Source organism: Prevotella sp. MA2016 (genome assembly GCF_000619825.1).
Classification (GTDB): Bacteria; Bacteroidota; Bacteroidia; order Bacteroidales; family Bacteroidaceae; genus Prevotella.
The window spans coordinates 180,371-194,834 of sequence record NZ_JHUW01000010.1; the positions used below are offsets into that span (position 1 = coordinate 180,371).

Here is a 14,464-nt window from a genome sequence, read left to right on the forward strand (position 1 = left end):
GTAGTTTTTTAGTTATTATTGGTCATTCTTATAGAGGCGTTCCTCAGGGGACGTCTCTATTTTTATGCTTAAAATTTGCAAATGTCGATTTTTTTTGCTTACTTTGCAGTCTGAAAACAAGATTAAACAAAATAAGCATAATGATGATGAAGAAATTGAAGTTTTTAGTAATGTCGGCGGTGGCAGCTTTGCTGGTTAGCTGTGGCACTACTAGCACAGTGCCCATCACAGGGCGTAAGCAGAACCTGATGGTGAGCGATGGTGAGATGCTGAGTCTCTCAACCCAGCAGTATCAGGAGTTTATGAAGACAGCCAAGCTTTCTACCGATGCTACCAAGACAGCTATGGTGAAGCGAGTAGGTCAGAACCTGGCTAATGCAGTGGTTAGCTATCTGAATGCTAACGGTATGCAGAACGATGTGCAGAACTACAAGTGGCAGTTTAATCTCGTGGCCGACAAGCAAGCCAATGCCTGGTGCATGCCTGGAGGACTCATTGTGGTTTATGAAGGCATTCTGCCCATCACGCAGGATGAGGCTTCGCTGGCCATCGTGCTTGGTCATGAGATTGCGCATGCTGTGGCCCGTCATTCTGCCGAGCAGATGAGTACGCAGATTAAGCAGCAGTATGGTGTGCAGGGTTTGGGCGCATTGGCTGGTGCTCTGGGCGTAGGCAACAATACTTTGGCCATCGGTCAGGCTGTGGCTGGCATGGGCTTGAATCTGGCTAATCTGAAATATTCACGCAGTCATGAGAGTGAGGCCGACTATATGGGATTGATTTTTGCCGCAATGGCAGGTTACGATCCTCAGGCAGCTGTTACTTTCTGGCAGCGTATGGCATCAGCCAGCAACAGCAATACAGCCGAGTTCTTGAGCGATCACCCTTCTGATGCCACCCGTATCAAGAATATCCAGGGATGGTTGCCTGAGGCTAAGAAGTACTATAAGCCAAAGACCACACAGGTTGCTAAGAAGACCACAACCACCAAAAAGACCACCACAAAAAAGACAACAACTAAAAAAACAACAAATAAGAGAAAGTAAATGAATAAAGTTACAATTACAATTGCGTTAGCAGCCTGCAGCGTGATGGCCCAGGCGCAGGGTGGAGGTATCTCTGCCAAGATGTTACAGGAAATACAGAAGGAAACAACGCAGTGTGGCAAGGAGCGCGTCATCGCCAACGCCATCTATGGTATGAACATTGATGCGCTGGCCAAAAACTACAAGGTGGCTGCTCGCCCCATCGACACACATTTCTCTGTAGAGACACGTAAGCAGTCTATCACCGACCAGAAATCGTCAGGACGCTGCTGGATGTTCAGTGGTCTCAATGTGTTGCGTTCAAATTATATGGCTCATGCCGACTCGGTTAGCATCGAGTTCTCGCAGGCCTACCTTTTCTTCTGGGATCAGTTGGAAAAGGCCAATCTGATGTTACAGGGTGTTATTGATACGGCTAAGAAGCCTATCGATGATGAGCGCGTGCGCTTCTTCTTCCATTCGCCCATTGGTGATGGGGGCACCTTCTGTGGTGTGGCCGACCTGGCACCTAAGTACGGACTGGTTCCGTCAGAGATTATGCCTGAGACTTACACCAGTGAGAACACCTCAAAGGCTCGTAACCTGATTTCTTCGAAACTGCGTGAGTTCGGACTTCAGTTGCGTGATATGGTGGCCAAGAAAAAGAGTGCTGCTGATATCCAGAAAGCCAAGATAGAGATGCTCACTAAGATTTATGGTATGCTGAAACTCACACTGGGTGCACCTGTTGAGAAGTTCACCTATGCCTTCCATGACAAAAATGGTCGTCAGCTGGGTGAACCTAAGGAGTACACACCACAAAGTTTCTATCAGGAGGTAGTTGGTGGCGACCTGAAAGGCACCTTTATCATGGTGATGAACGACCCACGTCGCGAGTATTACAAAACTTACGAGGTGGAGTATGATCGTCACACCTATGATGGTACCAACTGGCGCTATCTGAACCTGCCTATGGAGGAGATTGAGCAGTTGGCTATTGCCTCACTGAAGGATGGTCGCAAGATGTACAGCTCTTACGATGTAGCTAAGTTTCTGGATCGTAAGCGCGGTTATGCTTCGTTAGAAAATTTCAATTATGGCTCAGTGTTTGGAACCACCTTTAAGATGGATAAGGCTCAGCGTATCTCTACCTTTGATAGCGGTTCTACGCATGCTATGACTCTGACTGCTGTTGATTTGGATAAGCAGGGTAATCCTATCAAGTGGAAGGTGGAAAACTCTTGGGGCTCAACCAACGGACAGCAGGGCTGCCTGATTATGACAGCCGAGTGGTTCCGTGAGTATATGTTCCGACTGGTTGTAAATAAAAAATATGTATCAGAAAAACTTCTGAAGGCATACGATACTAAGCCTGTTATGGTAATGCCTGAGGACCCATTGTTCCTGCCCGATGAGTAAAGTGATTATTATTGGCGCCTCATCAGGTATCGGACTCGAAGTGGCCCGTCTATTCATCCAGCGTGGCTGGACGGTAGGCGTGGCCGCTCGCCGTTTAGAGCTATTGAAAAATATCGGCGCTGCTGAGGTAGAGCAGATAGATGTAACCAGCGAGGATGCTCCCGACAAGTTGATGTCGCTTATCAATCGCATGGGAGGCATGGACCTTTTCTTCTATGCATCAGGCGTAGGCAAGCAGAATCGTGAGCTCACGCCCGATATAGAGCAATGGACTGTTGAGACCAACGGTTTAGGTTTTACGCAGATGATAGGTTGTGCCTTTCGCTATTTTGCCCAGCAGGGCAGGGGGCATATCGCCGCCATCTCGTCGATAGCAGGTACTAAGGGTTTAGGTCCTGCACCAGCCTATTCGGCCACCAAAGCCTATCAGGCCACCTATCTTCAGGCATTGGAACAGCAGGCTAATGCCCGCAAGCTCAACATCTGCATCACCGACATCCGTCCTGGTTTTGTAGATACGGCCTTACTCAGTGGCTTGCCCCGCTATCCTATGATGCTGCAGCCCCAACAGGTGGCTTGTGAGATTGTGAGTGCCATCGAACATCATGATCATATCCGCATCATCGACTGGCGATATCGCATCCTTACTGCCCTATGGCGCAGGGTGCCCCGTTTTATTTGGCGTAGATTAAAATTAGTAAAGTATGAGTAAAATTGAGAAATATAAACTGCTTAGTGAGCAGATTAAGAGTTTGGTAGAAGGTGAAACCGATCAGGTGGCTGTGATGGCCAATGTGGCAGCAGCCATTCACCTGGAGATGGGATTCTGGTGGACAGGCTTCTATCGTGTGCAGAATGATGAGTTGGTGCTGGGCCCGTTCCAGGGGCCAGTGGCTTGCATGCATATTGGCTATGGTAAGGGTGTGTGTGGCACATCGTGGAAACAGCAGGCCACTGTTGTGGTGCCTGATGTAGAGCACTTTCCTGGTCACATTGCATGTAGCAGCGCGTCTCGTTCCGAAATCGTAGTGCCAGTATTCTCGGCCGGTAAAATTATTGCTGTGCTCGACATCGACAGTAAGGATCTGGCAACATTCGATGAGGTGGATAAGCAGTGGCTTGAGGAGATTGTCAAGGTGTTCGATAAAAAATAAAAAAAACGCAGAGAATTTTTTGGCAGTGTGGGCAGAATTGCTTAATTTTGCACCCGATTTAAATAGTTAACGCCCAAGTCGTACCCTCGTGCAGGGTGTGAGCGGACTAGTAAGACGACGGCTCTCGGGCAGGGCTGGCACAGTACGCAGGGATAAGTACAACAATTAAAACCAAAAGCTATTATGGCACAAATGAATTTCGGTGGCGTTACAGAAACTGTTGTCACCAGCAAAGAGTTCTCACTCGAGAAAGCACGTGAAGTATTGAAAAACGAGACCATCGCTGTGATTGGTTATGGCGTTCAGGGACCAGGCCAGGCCTGCAACCTGCGTGATAACGGATTCAATGTGATTGTGGGTCAGCGCCCTGGCAAGACCTACGACAAGGCAGTGGCCGACGGTTGGGTTCCTGGCGAGACACTGTTCTCTATTGAGGAAGCTGCTGAGAAGGGCACCATCCTCTGCATGTTGCTTTCTGATGCTGGTCAGATTCAGCAGTGGCCCACCATCAAGCAGTACCTGAAGCCTGGCAAGACTCTCTACTACAGCCATGGTTTCGCTATTAACTGGAGTGATCGCACTGGTGTTGTTCCACCAAAGGATGTCGATGTTATTATGGTTGCACCAAAGGGTAGTGGTACCAGCCTGCGCACTATGTTCTGCGAGGGTCGTGGTCTGAACTGCTCTTATGCTGTTTATCAGGATGCTACAGGTACAGCCAAGGAGAAGACACTGGCATTCGGTATTGGTATCGGTGCAGGATACATGTTTGAAACCACCTTCGAGCGTGAGGCTACATCAGACTTGACTGGTGAGCGTGGTTCGTTGATGGGTGCCATTCAGGGATTGTTGCTTGCTCAGTACGAAGTATTGCGTGAGCATGGACACTCTCCCTCAGAAGCTTTCAATGAAACTGTTGAGGAACTGACGCAGAGCCTTGGCCCCTTGTTCGGAGCTAAGGGTATGGACTGGATGTATGCCAACTGCTCAACCACTGCTCAGCGCGGTGCGCTTGACTGGGCTCCCAGATTCCATGATGCTATCAAGCCTGTGATGGAGTGGTTGTACTACTCAGTACAGACTGGTAATGAGGCTCAGATTACCATCGATGCTAACTCTAAGCCCGACTACCGTGCCGGTCTTGAGAAAGAGTTGGAAGCCATGCGTAATCAGGAGATGTGGCGTGCAGGCGAGACTGTACGTAAGCTGCGTCCTGAGAACCAAGACGTATAATACAACAAATCACGGGGGTGCACACGCATCCCCGTGATTCATTTTAAAATATGATATGGGAAAATTAGTAATTAATTCTTACGATGAGTTCGCAGCCCACTTAGGCGAGGAGTTAGGAGCTTCCGACTGGCTGCAGGTTGACCAAGACCGAATTAATCTTTTTGCTGACGCTACCCTTGATCATCAGTGGATTCATGTTGACGTGGAGCGTGCTAAAAAAGAGAGTCAGTATCAGAGCACTATTGCTCACGGCTATCTCACCTTGTCGCTGTTGCCCTATATGTGGGACCAGATTATCGAGGTAAACAACATCAAGATGTTGGTGAACTACGGTATGGACAAGATGCGTTTCGGACAGCCAGTCATCACCGGTTCAAAGGTACGATTGGTAACCAAGTTGCATAACATTCAGAACCTGCGTGGTATCTGTAAGGCAGAGATTGAGTTCAGAATTGAAATCGAGGGACAGCGCAAACCCGCACTCGAGGGTATCGCTTCGTTCCTGTATTATTTTAATTAATAGGTATGGGAGGATTCTTTGGAACCATTTCCACTAAGTGCTGTGTGAACGATCTGTTCTACGGCACCGATTATAATTCGCATCTAGGTACCAAGCGTGCCGGATTGGTAACTTTCGATAAGGAGAAAGGTTTTAGTCGTAAGATTCATAATCTGGAGCGTGATTATTTCCGCTCTAAGTTTGAGGATGAACTCGACTCGTTTTCAGGTAATCAGGGTATTGGTGTCATTAGCGACACCGATCCACAGCCAATCCTTGTAAACTCGCATTTGGGGCGCTATGCAGTAGTGACTGTAGCAAAAATTAATAATCTGGAAGAGATTGCACAAGAACTGTTGGACCGCCGTATGCACTTCAGTGAGTATTCGGCCAACACTATCAACCAGACAGAACTAGTGGCGCTGCTCATCAATATGGGCCGCACATTTGTTGAGGGTATCAACCTGGTTTATCGTAAGATTGAGGGCTCGTGCTCGATGCTTATTCTCACTGAGAAGGGCATTATTGCAGCGCGCGACTTCCTGGGCCGCACACCTATCGTCATCGGCCAGAAAGAGGGCGCTTTTGCTGTAAGTAGTGAGACTACCAGTTTCCCCAATCTCGACTATAAGCGTGTAAGAGACTTAGGACCTGGAGAGATCGTGCTGCTCACCCCTGATAAGATGGAGGTGCTGCAGGAGCCATTCAAACGCGAGCAGATTTGCTCGTTCCTTTGGGTGTACTACGGTTTCCCTGCTTCTGATTATAATGGCATCAATGTAGAGAACGTTCGCGAAACCAATGGTAAGATGATGGGTGAGAAGGATGATGCCGAGGTTGACTGCGTTTGTGGTGTGCCCGACTCTGGTGTAGGTATGGCCTTGGGTTATGCCGAAGGTAAGGGAGTGCCCTACAAGCGTGCCGTCCTGAAATACACCCCCACCTGGCCACGTTCATTCACACCTGGCAACCAGGAGCGCCGCTCGCTGGTGGCTAAGATGAAGCTCATTCCAAACCCAGCGTTGCTGAAGGATAAGCGCGTGGTGTTCTGCGATGACTCTATCGTGCGTGGCACGCAGCTCAAGGACAATGTAAAGACCTTCTTCGAGTATGGTGCTAAAGAGGTACACTGCCGTATTTCTTGTCCACCGCTGGTTTATGGATGTCCGTTCATCGGCTTCACCTCATCAAAGAGTGATATGGAACTGATCACACGCCGTATCATCAAGGACTTTGAGGGTGATGATAAGAAAAACCTGGAGAAGTATGCCCAGACTGACTCACCCGAGTATCAGCGTATGGTAGATGAGATAGCCAAGCGCCTGGGTCTTACCTCACTTAAGTTTGCCAAGCTCGAAGATCTGATCAAGAGTATTGGTATGGAGAAGTGCCACGTGTGCACACACTGTTTCGATGGCAGCAGCTACTGCCACGAGCATGACGATGAAGATGAGCGTCAGTTGAAGATTAATTTCTGATAATCTGACCATCCTCCAGTCGAATGATGTATTCTTCGTCTGAGAGATAATCCAATGCAGCATCGAGTTCGCTTACCGGCAGCTCGATGCTTTTTATATCGGTGATAGGGTGGGGCTTGCCATCCTCCAGCAGTTGCAAGATGAGCGCTGCTGCCTTGGTCTGTCTGTCTTCAGTCACCAAGCCTTCTGAACGGTGTGCCAAGCATACATCACATTGCCCGCAGTTGTGGTCGTTCACCTCGCCAAAGTAGCGTAGCAGCTGTCGGCTGCGGCAAATCTTATCGTTGGTGGCATAGCCTATCATGGCTTTAATGTGCTCTTCAAACTGTGCCTTGCGCTTTTCATACACCTCGGGCATCAGTTGCACAAACTCCTTATCTTCGCGCCGCTGGGTATAACGGATATACGGTGTCTTCTTCTGTGGAATAAAGTGCAGGATATGGCGCTGCGACAGACTCTTCAGCGTGAGATAAACCTGCTGTGGCTGCAATCCGGTTGACTGAGCCAGAAACGATTCATCTACGTAGTTGTAATCGGTAAAGAGACCGCCATACGAGCGCAGCAGGGCAGTGATTATCAAGTCTTCGTTCTGGCTGTTGTTCTCCAGTCGGTACAGGTCGTTTCTGCTCACTGTAAACATCACGCGTGCCTGGTTTTCCTGTTCCTCAGTATATTCCAGATAGCCTGCACGCTGCAGAATCTTCAGGGCTGAGTCAACTCTGATAGGGAAATGGTTGAAGTTATGGCAGAACTTATCCATGTTAAACTCGAACGTATGGTTATAGCCCGAGCCAACACCTATCTGATAGTAATATGCCAGATGCTCATACACCTGTCGGATGTAATCCTTCTCGGGAAAGGTGTCGCTGATGCGTTTCTTCAGCTTACTCTCATCGTGGCGGTTGTATAGCAGCACAGCATAAGCTTTCAGTCCGTCACGTCCTGCGCGTCCTGCTTCCTGGAAATACGCCTCAATGCTGTCAGGACAGTCCACGTGAATCACCAATCGCACATCAGGCTTGTCGATACCCATTCCAAAAGCATTCGTGGCCACCATTACTCTGTATTTGTTCTGCTGCCATTCACGCTGTCGTTGATCTTTCACTGCCGCGTCAAGTCCTGCATGATAGAAGGTGGCAGTGATGCCGCTCTCGCTGATAATCTGGGCAAACTCCTTGGTTCGCATACGGCTGCGGGCATATACGATGGCCGAGCCTTTCACGTGTTTCAGAATGTGTATCAGCTGTTCTATTTTGTTGTCTGCATGTCTTACCACATAAGCCAGATTCTTGCGCTCAAAACTCATGCGGAACACGTTGAAGGATGCCTCTTTCCTCGAAAGCTTAGCCTGTATATCATCTACTACCTGTGGGGTGGCAGTAGCTGTAAGCGCCAGCACAGGGGCGTCGGGCACCAGTTTGCGTATCTGTGATATCTGCAGATAAGAGGGGCGGAAATCATAGCCCCACTGCGAAATGCAGTGCGCTTCATCTACCGTGATAAAGCTCACCTTCATGTGGCACAGCTTGGTTTGAAACAGCTCGCTCGACAGTCTCTCTGGCGATACGTACAGCAGTTTTGTACCACCAAAGATGGCATTCTCTAGTGTGATAATGATTTCTTCGCGGGTTAGTCCGCTGTAGATAGCGGCAGCCTTAATGCCTCTTTTTTTTAGGTTCTCCACCTGATCTTTCATTAAGGCTATAAGCGGTGTGATAACGATGCACGTACCTTCTTGTGCCAAGGCTGGCACCTGAAAGGTGATGGATTTTCCACCACCAGTAGGCATCAGTCCTAATGTGTCGTAACCGTTACCGATAGACTCGATGATTTCGCGCTGAATACCGCGGAAATCATCGTAGCCCCAGTACTTCTTTAGAATGAGTTGATAGTTTACAGTGGAGAGTGTACAGTTATGATTACTATGCTGTACAGATTCAGCATTAATAGGTTTGTTTTCATAATCTTCCTGTGTATTCATAACTCTCAACTCTCAACACTCAACTCTCAACTTTCAACTCTCAGCTTCCGAAGGTTGAATGTCTTCTATCTGCAATTGTACTTCGGTGCGTTTGTAGATATTATCCTCGATGGTATAGACAATATCAAACGAGCGTTTCGACTTGATGTAGCGTGCCGATCCACTCTGTCCGAAGGCAATGCCATTAAGCACGTTGCTCGACTTGGAATCTACCAATTCAAGCTTGATGTGCTCCTGCTGTCGGCCCACCACCTTCGATGTGCCATAGTCATACACGTTGCGTGTGCAGAACAGTGGCTTGGGGTTGTCGGGACCGTGAGGCGCAAACTTCTTCAGGTCATTGTGCAGTCGCTTGGTCACGTCTTTAAAGTCTATCACCGCGTCGATATCGAGTGTAGCCTCAGTCTGTTCTGGCTGAATATGCTCCATCACATATTTCTGGAAGCGGCTGCGGAACTCTGGGATATTCTCAATCTTGAGCGACAAGCCTACAGCATAGGTATGTCCGCCAAAGTTCTCAAGCAGATCACGACAGCTCTTGATGGCATCATACACATCGTAGCCAGCCACACTGCGTGCAGAACCAGTGGCTATGCCATTAAACTTGGTAAGCACCACCGTGGGGCGGTAGTAAAGCTCGGTCAGTCGTGATGCCACGATACCAATCACACCCTTCTTCCAGTTCTCGTCATACAGCACGATGCTGGCGTGATGCTTTTGGTTCTCCAGCTTCTCTACAATCTGGTTAGCCTCTTCGGTCATCTGCTTGTCCACATCCTTACGCTGCTCGTTGTACTCGTTGATGTGGTTGGCCTCGGCCAGTGCCTTGTTCAGGTCTTTCTCTACCAGCAGGTCAACGGCCTCAGTACCGTTCTGCATGCGTCCCGAAGCATTGATGCGTGGGCCAATCTTAAACACGATGTCACTCATAGTGATTTCGCGTCCAGTCAGTCCGCAGATATCTATAATAGCCTTCAAGCCTACCGACGGGCTTTGGTTCAGTTGCTTCAGTCCGTGATAGGCCAAAATACGATTCTCGCCCATGATAGGCACGATGTCGGCAGCGATGCTCACAGCACAGAAGTCGAGCAGTGGTATCAGTCGCGAGAAGGGGATGCCATTATTCTTGGCAAAAGCCTGCATAAATTTAAAACCTACACCGCATCCACACAGGTCTTTGAATGGGTAGGTGGAATCTTCGCGTTTGGGGTTGAGTATCGCGACAGCATTGGGCAGTTCATCATCGGGCACGTGGTGGTCGCAAATGATAAAATCGATGCCCAGACTCTTGGCATAGGCAATCTCATCGATGGCCTTGATACCGCAATCCAGTACTATAATGAGCTTGATGCCTTTTTCTGCAGCATAATCAAGTGCTTTCTTACTGATACCATATCCTTCGTCGTAACGGTCGGGGATATAATATTCGATATTCGAGTAGAACTGTTGCAGGAATTTGTACACCAAGGCAACCGCCGTACATCCATCGACATCGTAGTCGCCATAGACCATGATACGCTCTTTGCGCCCCATCGCATCATTGAGCCTATCCACAGCCACGTCCATGTCGTTCATCAAGAACGGGTCTATCAGCTCGTTAAGCATCGGACGGAAGAAGCGCTTAGCCGCGCTCTCCGTTTTGATGCCTCTTTTGATGAGGAGATTGGCGAGAATCGGACTCATGCCGATTTTCTCTCCAAGCTCCTTAGCTGCCGCCTGTTGTTCTGATGTAGGTGGTTCGTAATTCCATTTGAAATGCATTAGATACCTAACTTTTTACGAATATCGGCAGGAATTGCATTCTTATTAATCAGGAAGTCCATCGTGTTCAGTGCGATGAAGTCCTTAGTCATATACCAGATACCCTTGTAGGCACCAGTCTCGCCCCAAGAGTTCTTTACCATGTAATAAAGCTTGCCGTTCTGGTCCTTGGCTGTTCCGTAAATCAGCATGCCGTGGTCGTCGGTCAGCTCCCAGTTGTCAAAACGCTCCTGGCGCATCTCCTGTGTAGGAACTACCTCAGGTACTTTGCAACCCAGTGAGTCGATAACGCCACGCTTCTTCTCGGGTGAGAGGCTCAGCCATTTGGCCATATCGCTACCACGCAGGCTCTGAGCAGCCTTGCCATCAACGGCATAAGCCAAACCCTGACGGGTGAATCCCTCTTCTGATACGTCGCCACCCCATGCGATGGTGTAGCCGTTCTCAACAGCATAGTCGATCACGCGCATCATCTCGTCCATAGGCAGATTGTAGCTCTGTGGGAAGCGCCAGTTGTCCTGCACCTCTACAGCGAAGGTAGAGTAGAAGGGGTGGTGTGAGAAACTGGTAATTGATACATAGTCATCAAGGTTCAGACCCAGTGTAGCCATGAAGCTCTTTGGTGTATATTCCTTACCCTCGAAGGTGAACTTCTCAGGGCACTTGCCCAGATAGGCATCCAGGATGCCCTGCAGTCCGCACTTCCACTGGTTTGAAATCTTGCGAGCGTCGCTCTTGGCGATGGCAGCAACGTATGGCTCCAACAGTGAGAAGAACTCATTGAAGTTGTTCAGCGAGTCGCCGTAGAGTGAGCCAGGGAAAGGCATGATGCCCTGTGGCACGATACCGTGGGTCTTCAGTGTGTGCAGCACGTCCTCAGAACTTCCGCCCTGAGCAAACTGGCAGTCGCCGTGGTAGCGAACCACCTGGATGGCGCGCTCCATGTAGGTCTTGTTGGCTACGAAGCTCTCATCAAGGTCGTAGCTCTTGCCTGTAGCCTTCAGGATCTCAGCCTCAAAGTAAGAGAGGGTAGAGTAGTCCCAGCAGGTGCCCGAGCGGCTCTGGTTCTTCACACTGGTGATGGGGTTAGCCTTGATGGTAGTGAATACAGGCTTGTTCGCATCTTTTACGGGAGCCTTCTTCTTGGCTGCCGAAGCACTCATTGCCATCATCAGCACGAGTGCAAGTGTTGTCATTTTCTTCATCTTTACTTTTTATTTTTTAATTATTATTGTTTGTTCATTGCCATAAACGCCTCCACATCCTTTGGATGATAAGGAATGCGCTGCTTGCCTAAGAATCGGCAACCATCCTTGGTTATCAGGATGTCGTCTTCAATGCGAATGCCGCCAAAGTCCTTATAGGTCTCCAGTTTGTCGAAGTTCAGGAACTCCTTGCAGTGTCCGCTGGCTTTCCACTCGTCTATCAGTTGTGGAATGAAATAGATGCCTGGTTCGTCGGTGATTACAAAACCTTCTTCGAGCTTGCGACCCATGCGCAGGCAGTTGGTGCCAAACTGTTCGAGGTTAGGACGTGTCTCTTCGTCGAAGCCTACGTATATCTGTCCCAAACCTTCCATATCGTGCACGTCCATACCCATCATGTGTCCCAGTCCGTGAGGCAGGAACATGGCATGCGCACCGGCACGAACAGCCTCTTCGGTGTCGCCCTTCATCAGTCCGAGTTCTTTTAGACGCTCAGTCATCAGTCGGCACACAGCAAAGTGCACATCCATATATTTCACGCCGGGTTTAGCCACCTCGATGGCATAGTCGTGACAAGCCTCTACGATGGAGTATATCTCCAACTGTCGCTGACTGAACTTACCTGACACCGGCATCGTTCTTGTGTGGTCTGAGCAGTAGTCATCCAGTTCGCATCCCGCGTCGCAGAGTGCCAGTCTGCCAGTCTCCAGCTGTGCGCCCGATGGGTTGCCATGCATGATCTCTCCATGCTGACTGAAGATAGTAGCAAAACTGGTGCCCTGAGCCATGCTGCGGGCAATGCCATCCACCTGTCCGCCGATATAACGCTCGGTCACTCCCGGACGAATCAGTCGCTGCGCTGTGGTGTGCATCTGATAGCCCACCTCGCAGGCGCGCTCAATAGCCTCAATCTCCTGTGGCTCTTTGGTAGAACGCATCTTCACCACAGCCTTTATCAGCTGTAGCGAGGCCTGTTCCTTCTGCTGGTTGGGATGAATGCCCAGCAGATCCATAATCTGTATCTTTGTATCGAAGCGGTATGGTGGCAGGAAGTGGTGTTGGGTGTTGGGTGATAGGTGATCGATGTAGGTAGCCAGCTCCTTCATGGGGGCGGTCTTCTTCACACCCACCTCGGCAGCCAGATCTGCCACCGATGGGGTATAGCCCATCCATACAATATCCTCTACATCGATATCATCGCCAAAGATTATCTCTTCGTCGTTGTCAATATCAATCACGCCAACCAGTCCGTCGCGGTGCTGTCCAAAGTAGTAAAGAAACGAAGAATCCTGTCTCATAGGTGCATAAGCATTGGCAGGATAGTTAACTGGTGAGTCGTTATTACCAAACAGGATAATAACACCTTCGCCCACTAGTCTCTTCAGTTCGTTGCGTCTATTTATGTAAGTGTCTTTGCTAAACATTGTGTCTAAAAAACGTTTTTTTTAATCAATTTGTCGGCAAAGATACATATTTTTTATCAAAAAGCCGTCCCTTTACCCCTATTTTTTACAATAATTATGCAGATTAGTAGATTTTATTTCGTACCTTTGCACGCAAAATTAGAAAAATAAGACTAAAAGACATATGGGAAAAGTAATTTTGACGGGTGACCGTCCCACTGGTAAACTCCACTTAGGACACTATGTTGGTTCGCTGCGCCGACGTGTTCAGCTGCAGAATCAGGGCGATTTTGATCGCATGTTTGTGTTTATGGCCGATGTACAGGCGCTCACTGATAATGCCGACAATCCTGAGAAGATTCGCCAGAATATCATTGAGGTGGCACTCGACTACTTGGCTGCAGGTCTCGATCCTGCTAAGTGTACCCTCTTTATCCAGAGCCAGATTCCAGAGTTGGCCGAACTGACCACTTATCTGATGAACCTGGTATCAGTAAGTCGCGTACAGCGCAACCCAACAGTAAAGACCGAAGTTAAGATGCGTGGTTTCGAGGGCGAGAGTATCCCTCTTGGCTTCTTCTGCTATCCAGTATCTCAGGCTGCCGATATCACCCTGTTCAAGGCCACTACCGTTCCTGCAGGTGAAGACCAGGAGCCTATGCTCGAGGTAACTCGCGAGTTGGTGCGCCGCTTCAATCAGATTTATGCACCAGTATTGGTAGAGCCAAACATCATGCTGCCCGAGAACCTCACAGCACGCCGCTTGCCTGGTACTGATGGTAAGGAGAAGATGTCGAAGTCGCTGGGCAACTGCATCTACCTCTCTGATACAGCCGAGGATGTATGGCAGAAGGTGCGCTCTATGTACACCGACCCTGAGCACGTGAACCTGAACGATCCTGGTCACGTAGAGGGCAACGCTGTGTTTACTTATCTCGACGCTTTCTCTACCGATGAGGATTTTGCCAACTTCCTGCCTGAGTATCAGAATCTCGACGAGCTGAAGGATCACTACCGGCGTGGCGGTCTGGGCGACATGAAGTGCAAGAAGTTCCTGAATCAGGTGCTCAACCAGTTCCTGGAGCCAATGCGCCTGCGTCGTGCAGAGTTTGAGAAGGATATCCCAGAGATTTACAATATTCTGAAGAAGGGTACCGAGCAGGCCCGCGAGGTAGGCGCCCAGACGATGGACGAGGTTCGCAAGGCCATGCGTATCGACTACTTCAACGATGCAGAACTTATCCGCCAACAGGCTGAGAAGTTCGCAAAATAACCCCAATAAGCTATCCCCGCCAACCAGCGGGGA

Annotated in this window: 12 protein-coding genes; 8 read left to right on the plus strand and 4 right to left on the minus strand. The window is 49.2% G+C overall.

Annotated elements, in window-relative coordinates; translation table 11 throughout:
• Window positions 1-146 precede the first annotated feature (146 nt).
• The 7 genes from T360_RS0108280 (at window position 147) to T360_RS14995 (ending at window position 6,808) form a co-directional block, all read left to right on the plus strand.
• Window positions 147-1,046 carry a M48 family metallopeptidase gene (locus tag T360_RS0108280; protein ID WP_028912359.1) on the plus strand — a complete coding sequence of 300 codons (900 nt, stop codon included), beginning with the start codon at window positions 147-149 and terminating at the stop codon, window positions 1,044-1,046.
• The gene (locus T360_RS0108285; protein ID WP_028912360.1) at window positions 1,047-2,444 is read left to right on the plus strand and encodes an aminopeptidase C; all 1,398 of its coding nucleotides are present in this window, start codon (window positions 1,047-1,049) and stop codon (window positions 2,442-2,444) included. It abuts the gene before it with no gap.
• A complete protein-coding gene (locus T360_RS0108290) occupies window positions 2,437-3,156 on the plus strand; it encodes an SDR family oxidoreductase (RefSeq protein WP_028912361.1) in 720 nt (239 codons plus the stop codon). Before T360_RS0108285 ends, T360_RS0108290 begins: the two co-directional genes overlap by 8 nt.
• Window positions 3,149-3,598: a GAF domain-containing protein gene (locus T360_RS0108295; protein ID WP_028912362.1), complete on the plus strand. Its 450-nt coding sequence runs from the start codon at window positions 3,149-3,151 to the stop codon at window positions 3,596-3,598. The genes T360_RS0108290 and T360_RS0108295 overlap by 8 nt, the downstream gene beginning before the upstream one ends.
• A 183-nt stretch (window positions 3,599-3,781) precedes the next feature.
• Window positions 3,782-4,831 carry a ketol-acid reductoisomerase gene (gene ilvC, locus T360_RS0108300; RefSeq protein ID WP_028912363.1) on the plus strand — a complete coding sequence of 350 codons (1,050 nt, stop codon included), beginning with the start codon at window positions 3,782-3,784 and terminating at the stop codon, window positions 4,829-4,831.
• Window positions 4,832-4,886: 55 nt separating this feature from the next.
• Window positions 4,887-5,351 (plus strand): MaoC family dehydratase, encoded by a 465-nt coding sequence (locus T360_RS0108305; RefSeq protein ID WP_013065248.1) that lies wholly within the window; start codon window positions 4,887-4,889, stop codon window positions 5,349-5,351.
• Window positions 5,352-5,356: 5 nt separating this feature from the next.
• On the plus strand, window positions 5,357-6,808 hold the full coding sequence (locus T360_RS14995; RefSeq protein WP_036929204.1) for an amidophosphoribosyltransferase: 1,452 nt from the start codon (window positions 5,357-5,359) through the stop codon (window positions 6,806-6,808).
• Here T360_RS14995 and T360_RS0108315 read toward each other — a convergent pair.
• Genes T360_RS0108315 through T360_RS0108330 form a run of 4 tightly spaced genes read right to left on the minus strand, consistent with a single transcriptional unit; the run spans window position 6,798 to window position 13,179 of the window.
• The gene (locus T360_RS0108315) at window positions 6,798-8,789 is read right to left on the minus strand and encodes an ATP-dependent DNA helicase RecQ (protein WP_081772749.1); all 1,992 of its coding nucleotides are present in this window, start codon (window positions 8,787-8,789) and stop codon (window positions 6,798-6,800) included. The two genes, T360_RS14995 and T360_RS0108315, sit on opposite strands and share 11 nt — an antisense overlap.
• A 33-nt stretch (window positions 8,790-8,822) precedes the next feature.
• Complete coding sequence (gene recJ / locus T360_RS0108320; protein ID WP_028912365.1) at window positions 8,823-10,550, minus strand: single-stranded-DNA-specific exonuclease RecJ; 1,728 nt, start codon at window positions 10,548-10,550, stop codon at window positions 8,823-8,825.
• The gene (locus T360_RS0108325) at window positions 10,550-11,755 is read right to left on the minus strand and encodes an aminopeptidase C (RefSeq protein WP_028912366.1); all 1,206 of its coding nucleotides are present in this window, start codon (window positions 11,753-11,755) and stop codon (window positions 10,550-10,552) included. The genes recJ and T360_RS0108325 overlap by 1 nt, the downstream gene beginning before the upstream one ends.
• Before the next feature lie 23 nt (window positions 11,756-11,778).
• Window positions 11,779-13,179: an aminopeptidase P family protein gene (locus T360_RS0108330; protein ID WP_028912367.1), complete on the minus strand. Its 1,401-nt coding sequence runs from the start codon at window positions 13,177-13,179 to the stop codon at window positions 11,779-11,781.
• 163 nt (window positions 13,180-13,342) lie between these two features.
• Between T360_RS0108330 and trpS the strand changes: the two genes are divergently transcribed.
• A complete protein-coding gene (gene trpS / locus T360_RS0108335) occupies window positions 13,343-14,431 on the plus strand; it encodes a tryptophan--tRNA ligase (protein WP_028912368.1) in 1,089 nt (362 codons plus the stop codon).
• Window positions 14,432-14,464 lie beyond the last annotated feature (33 nt).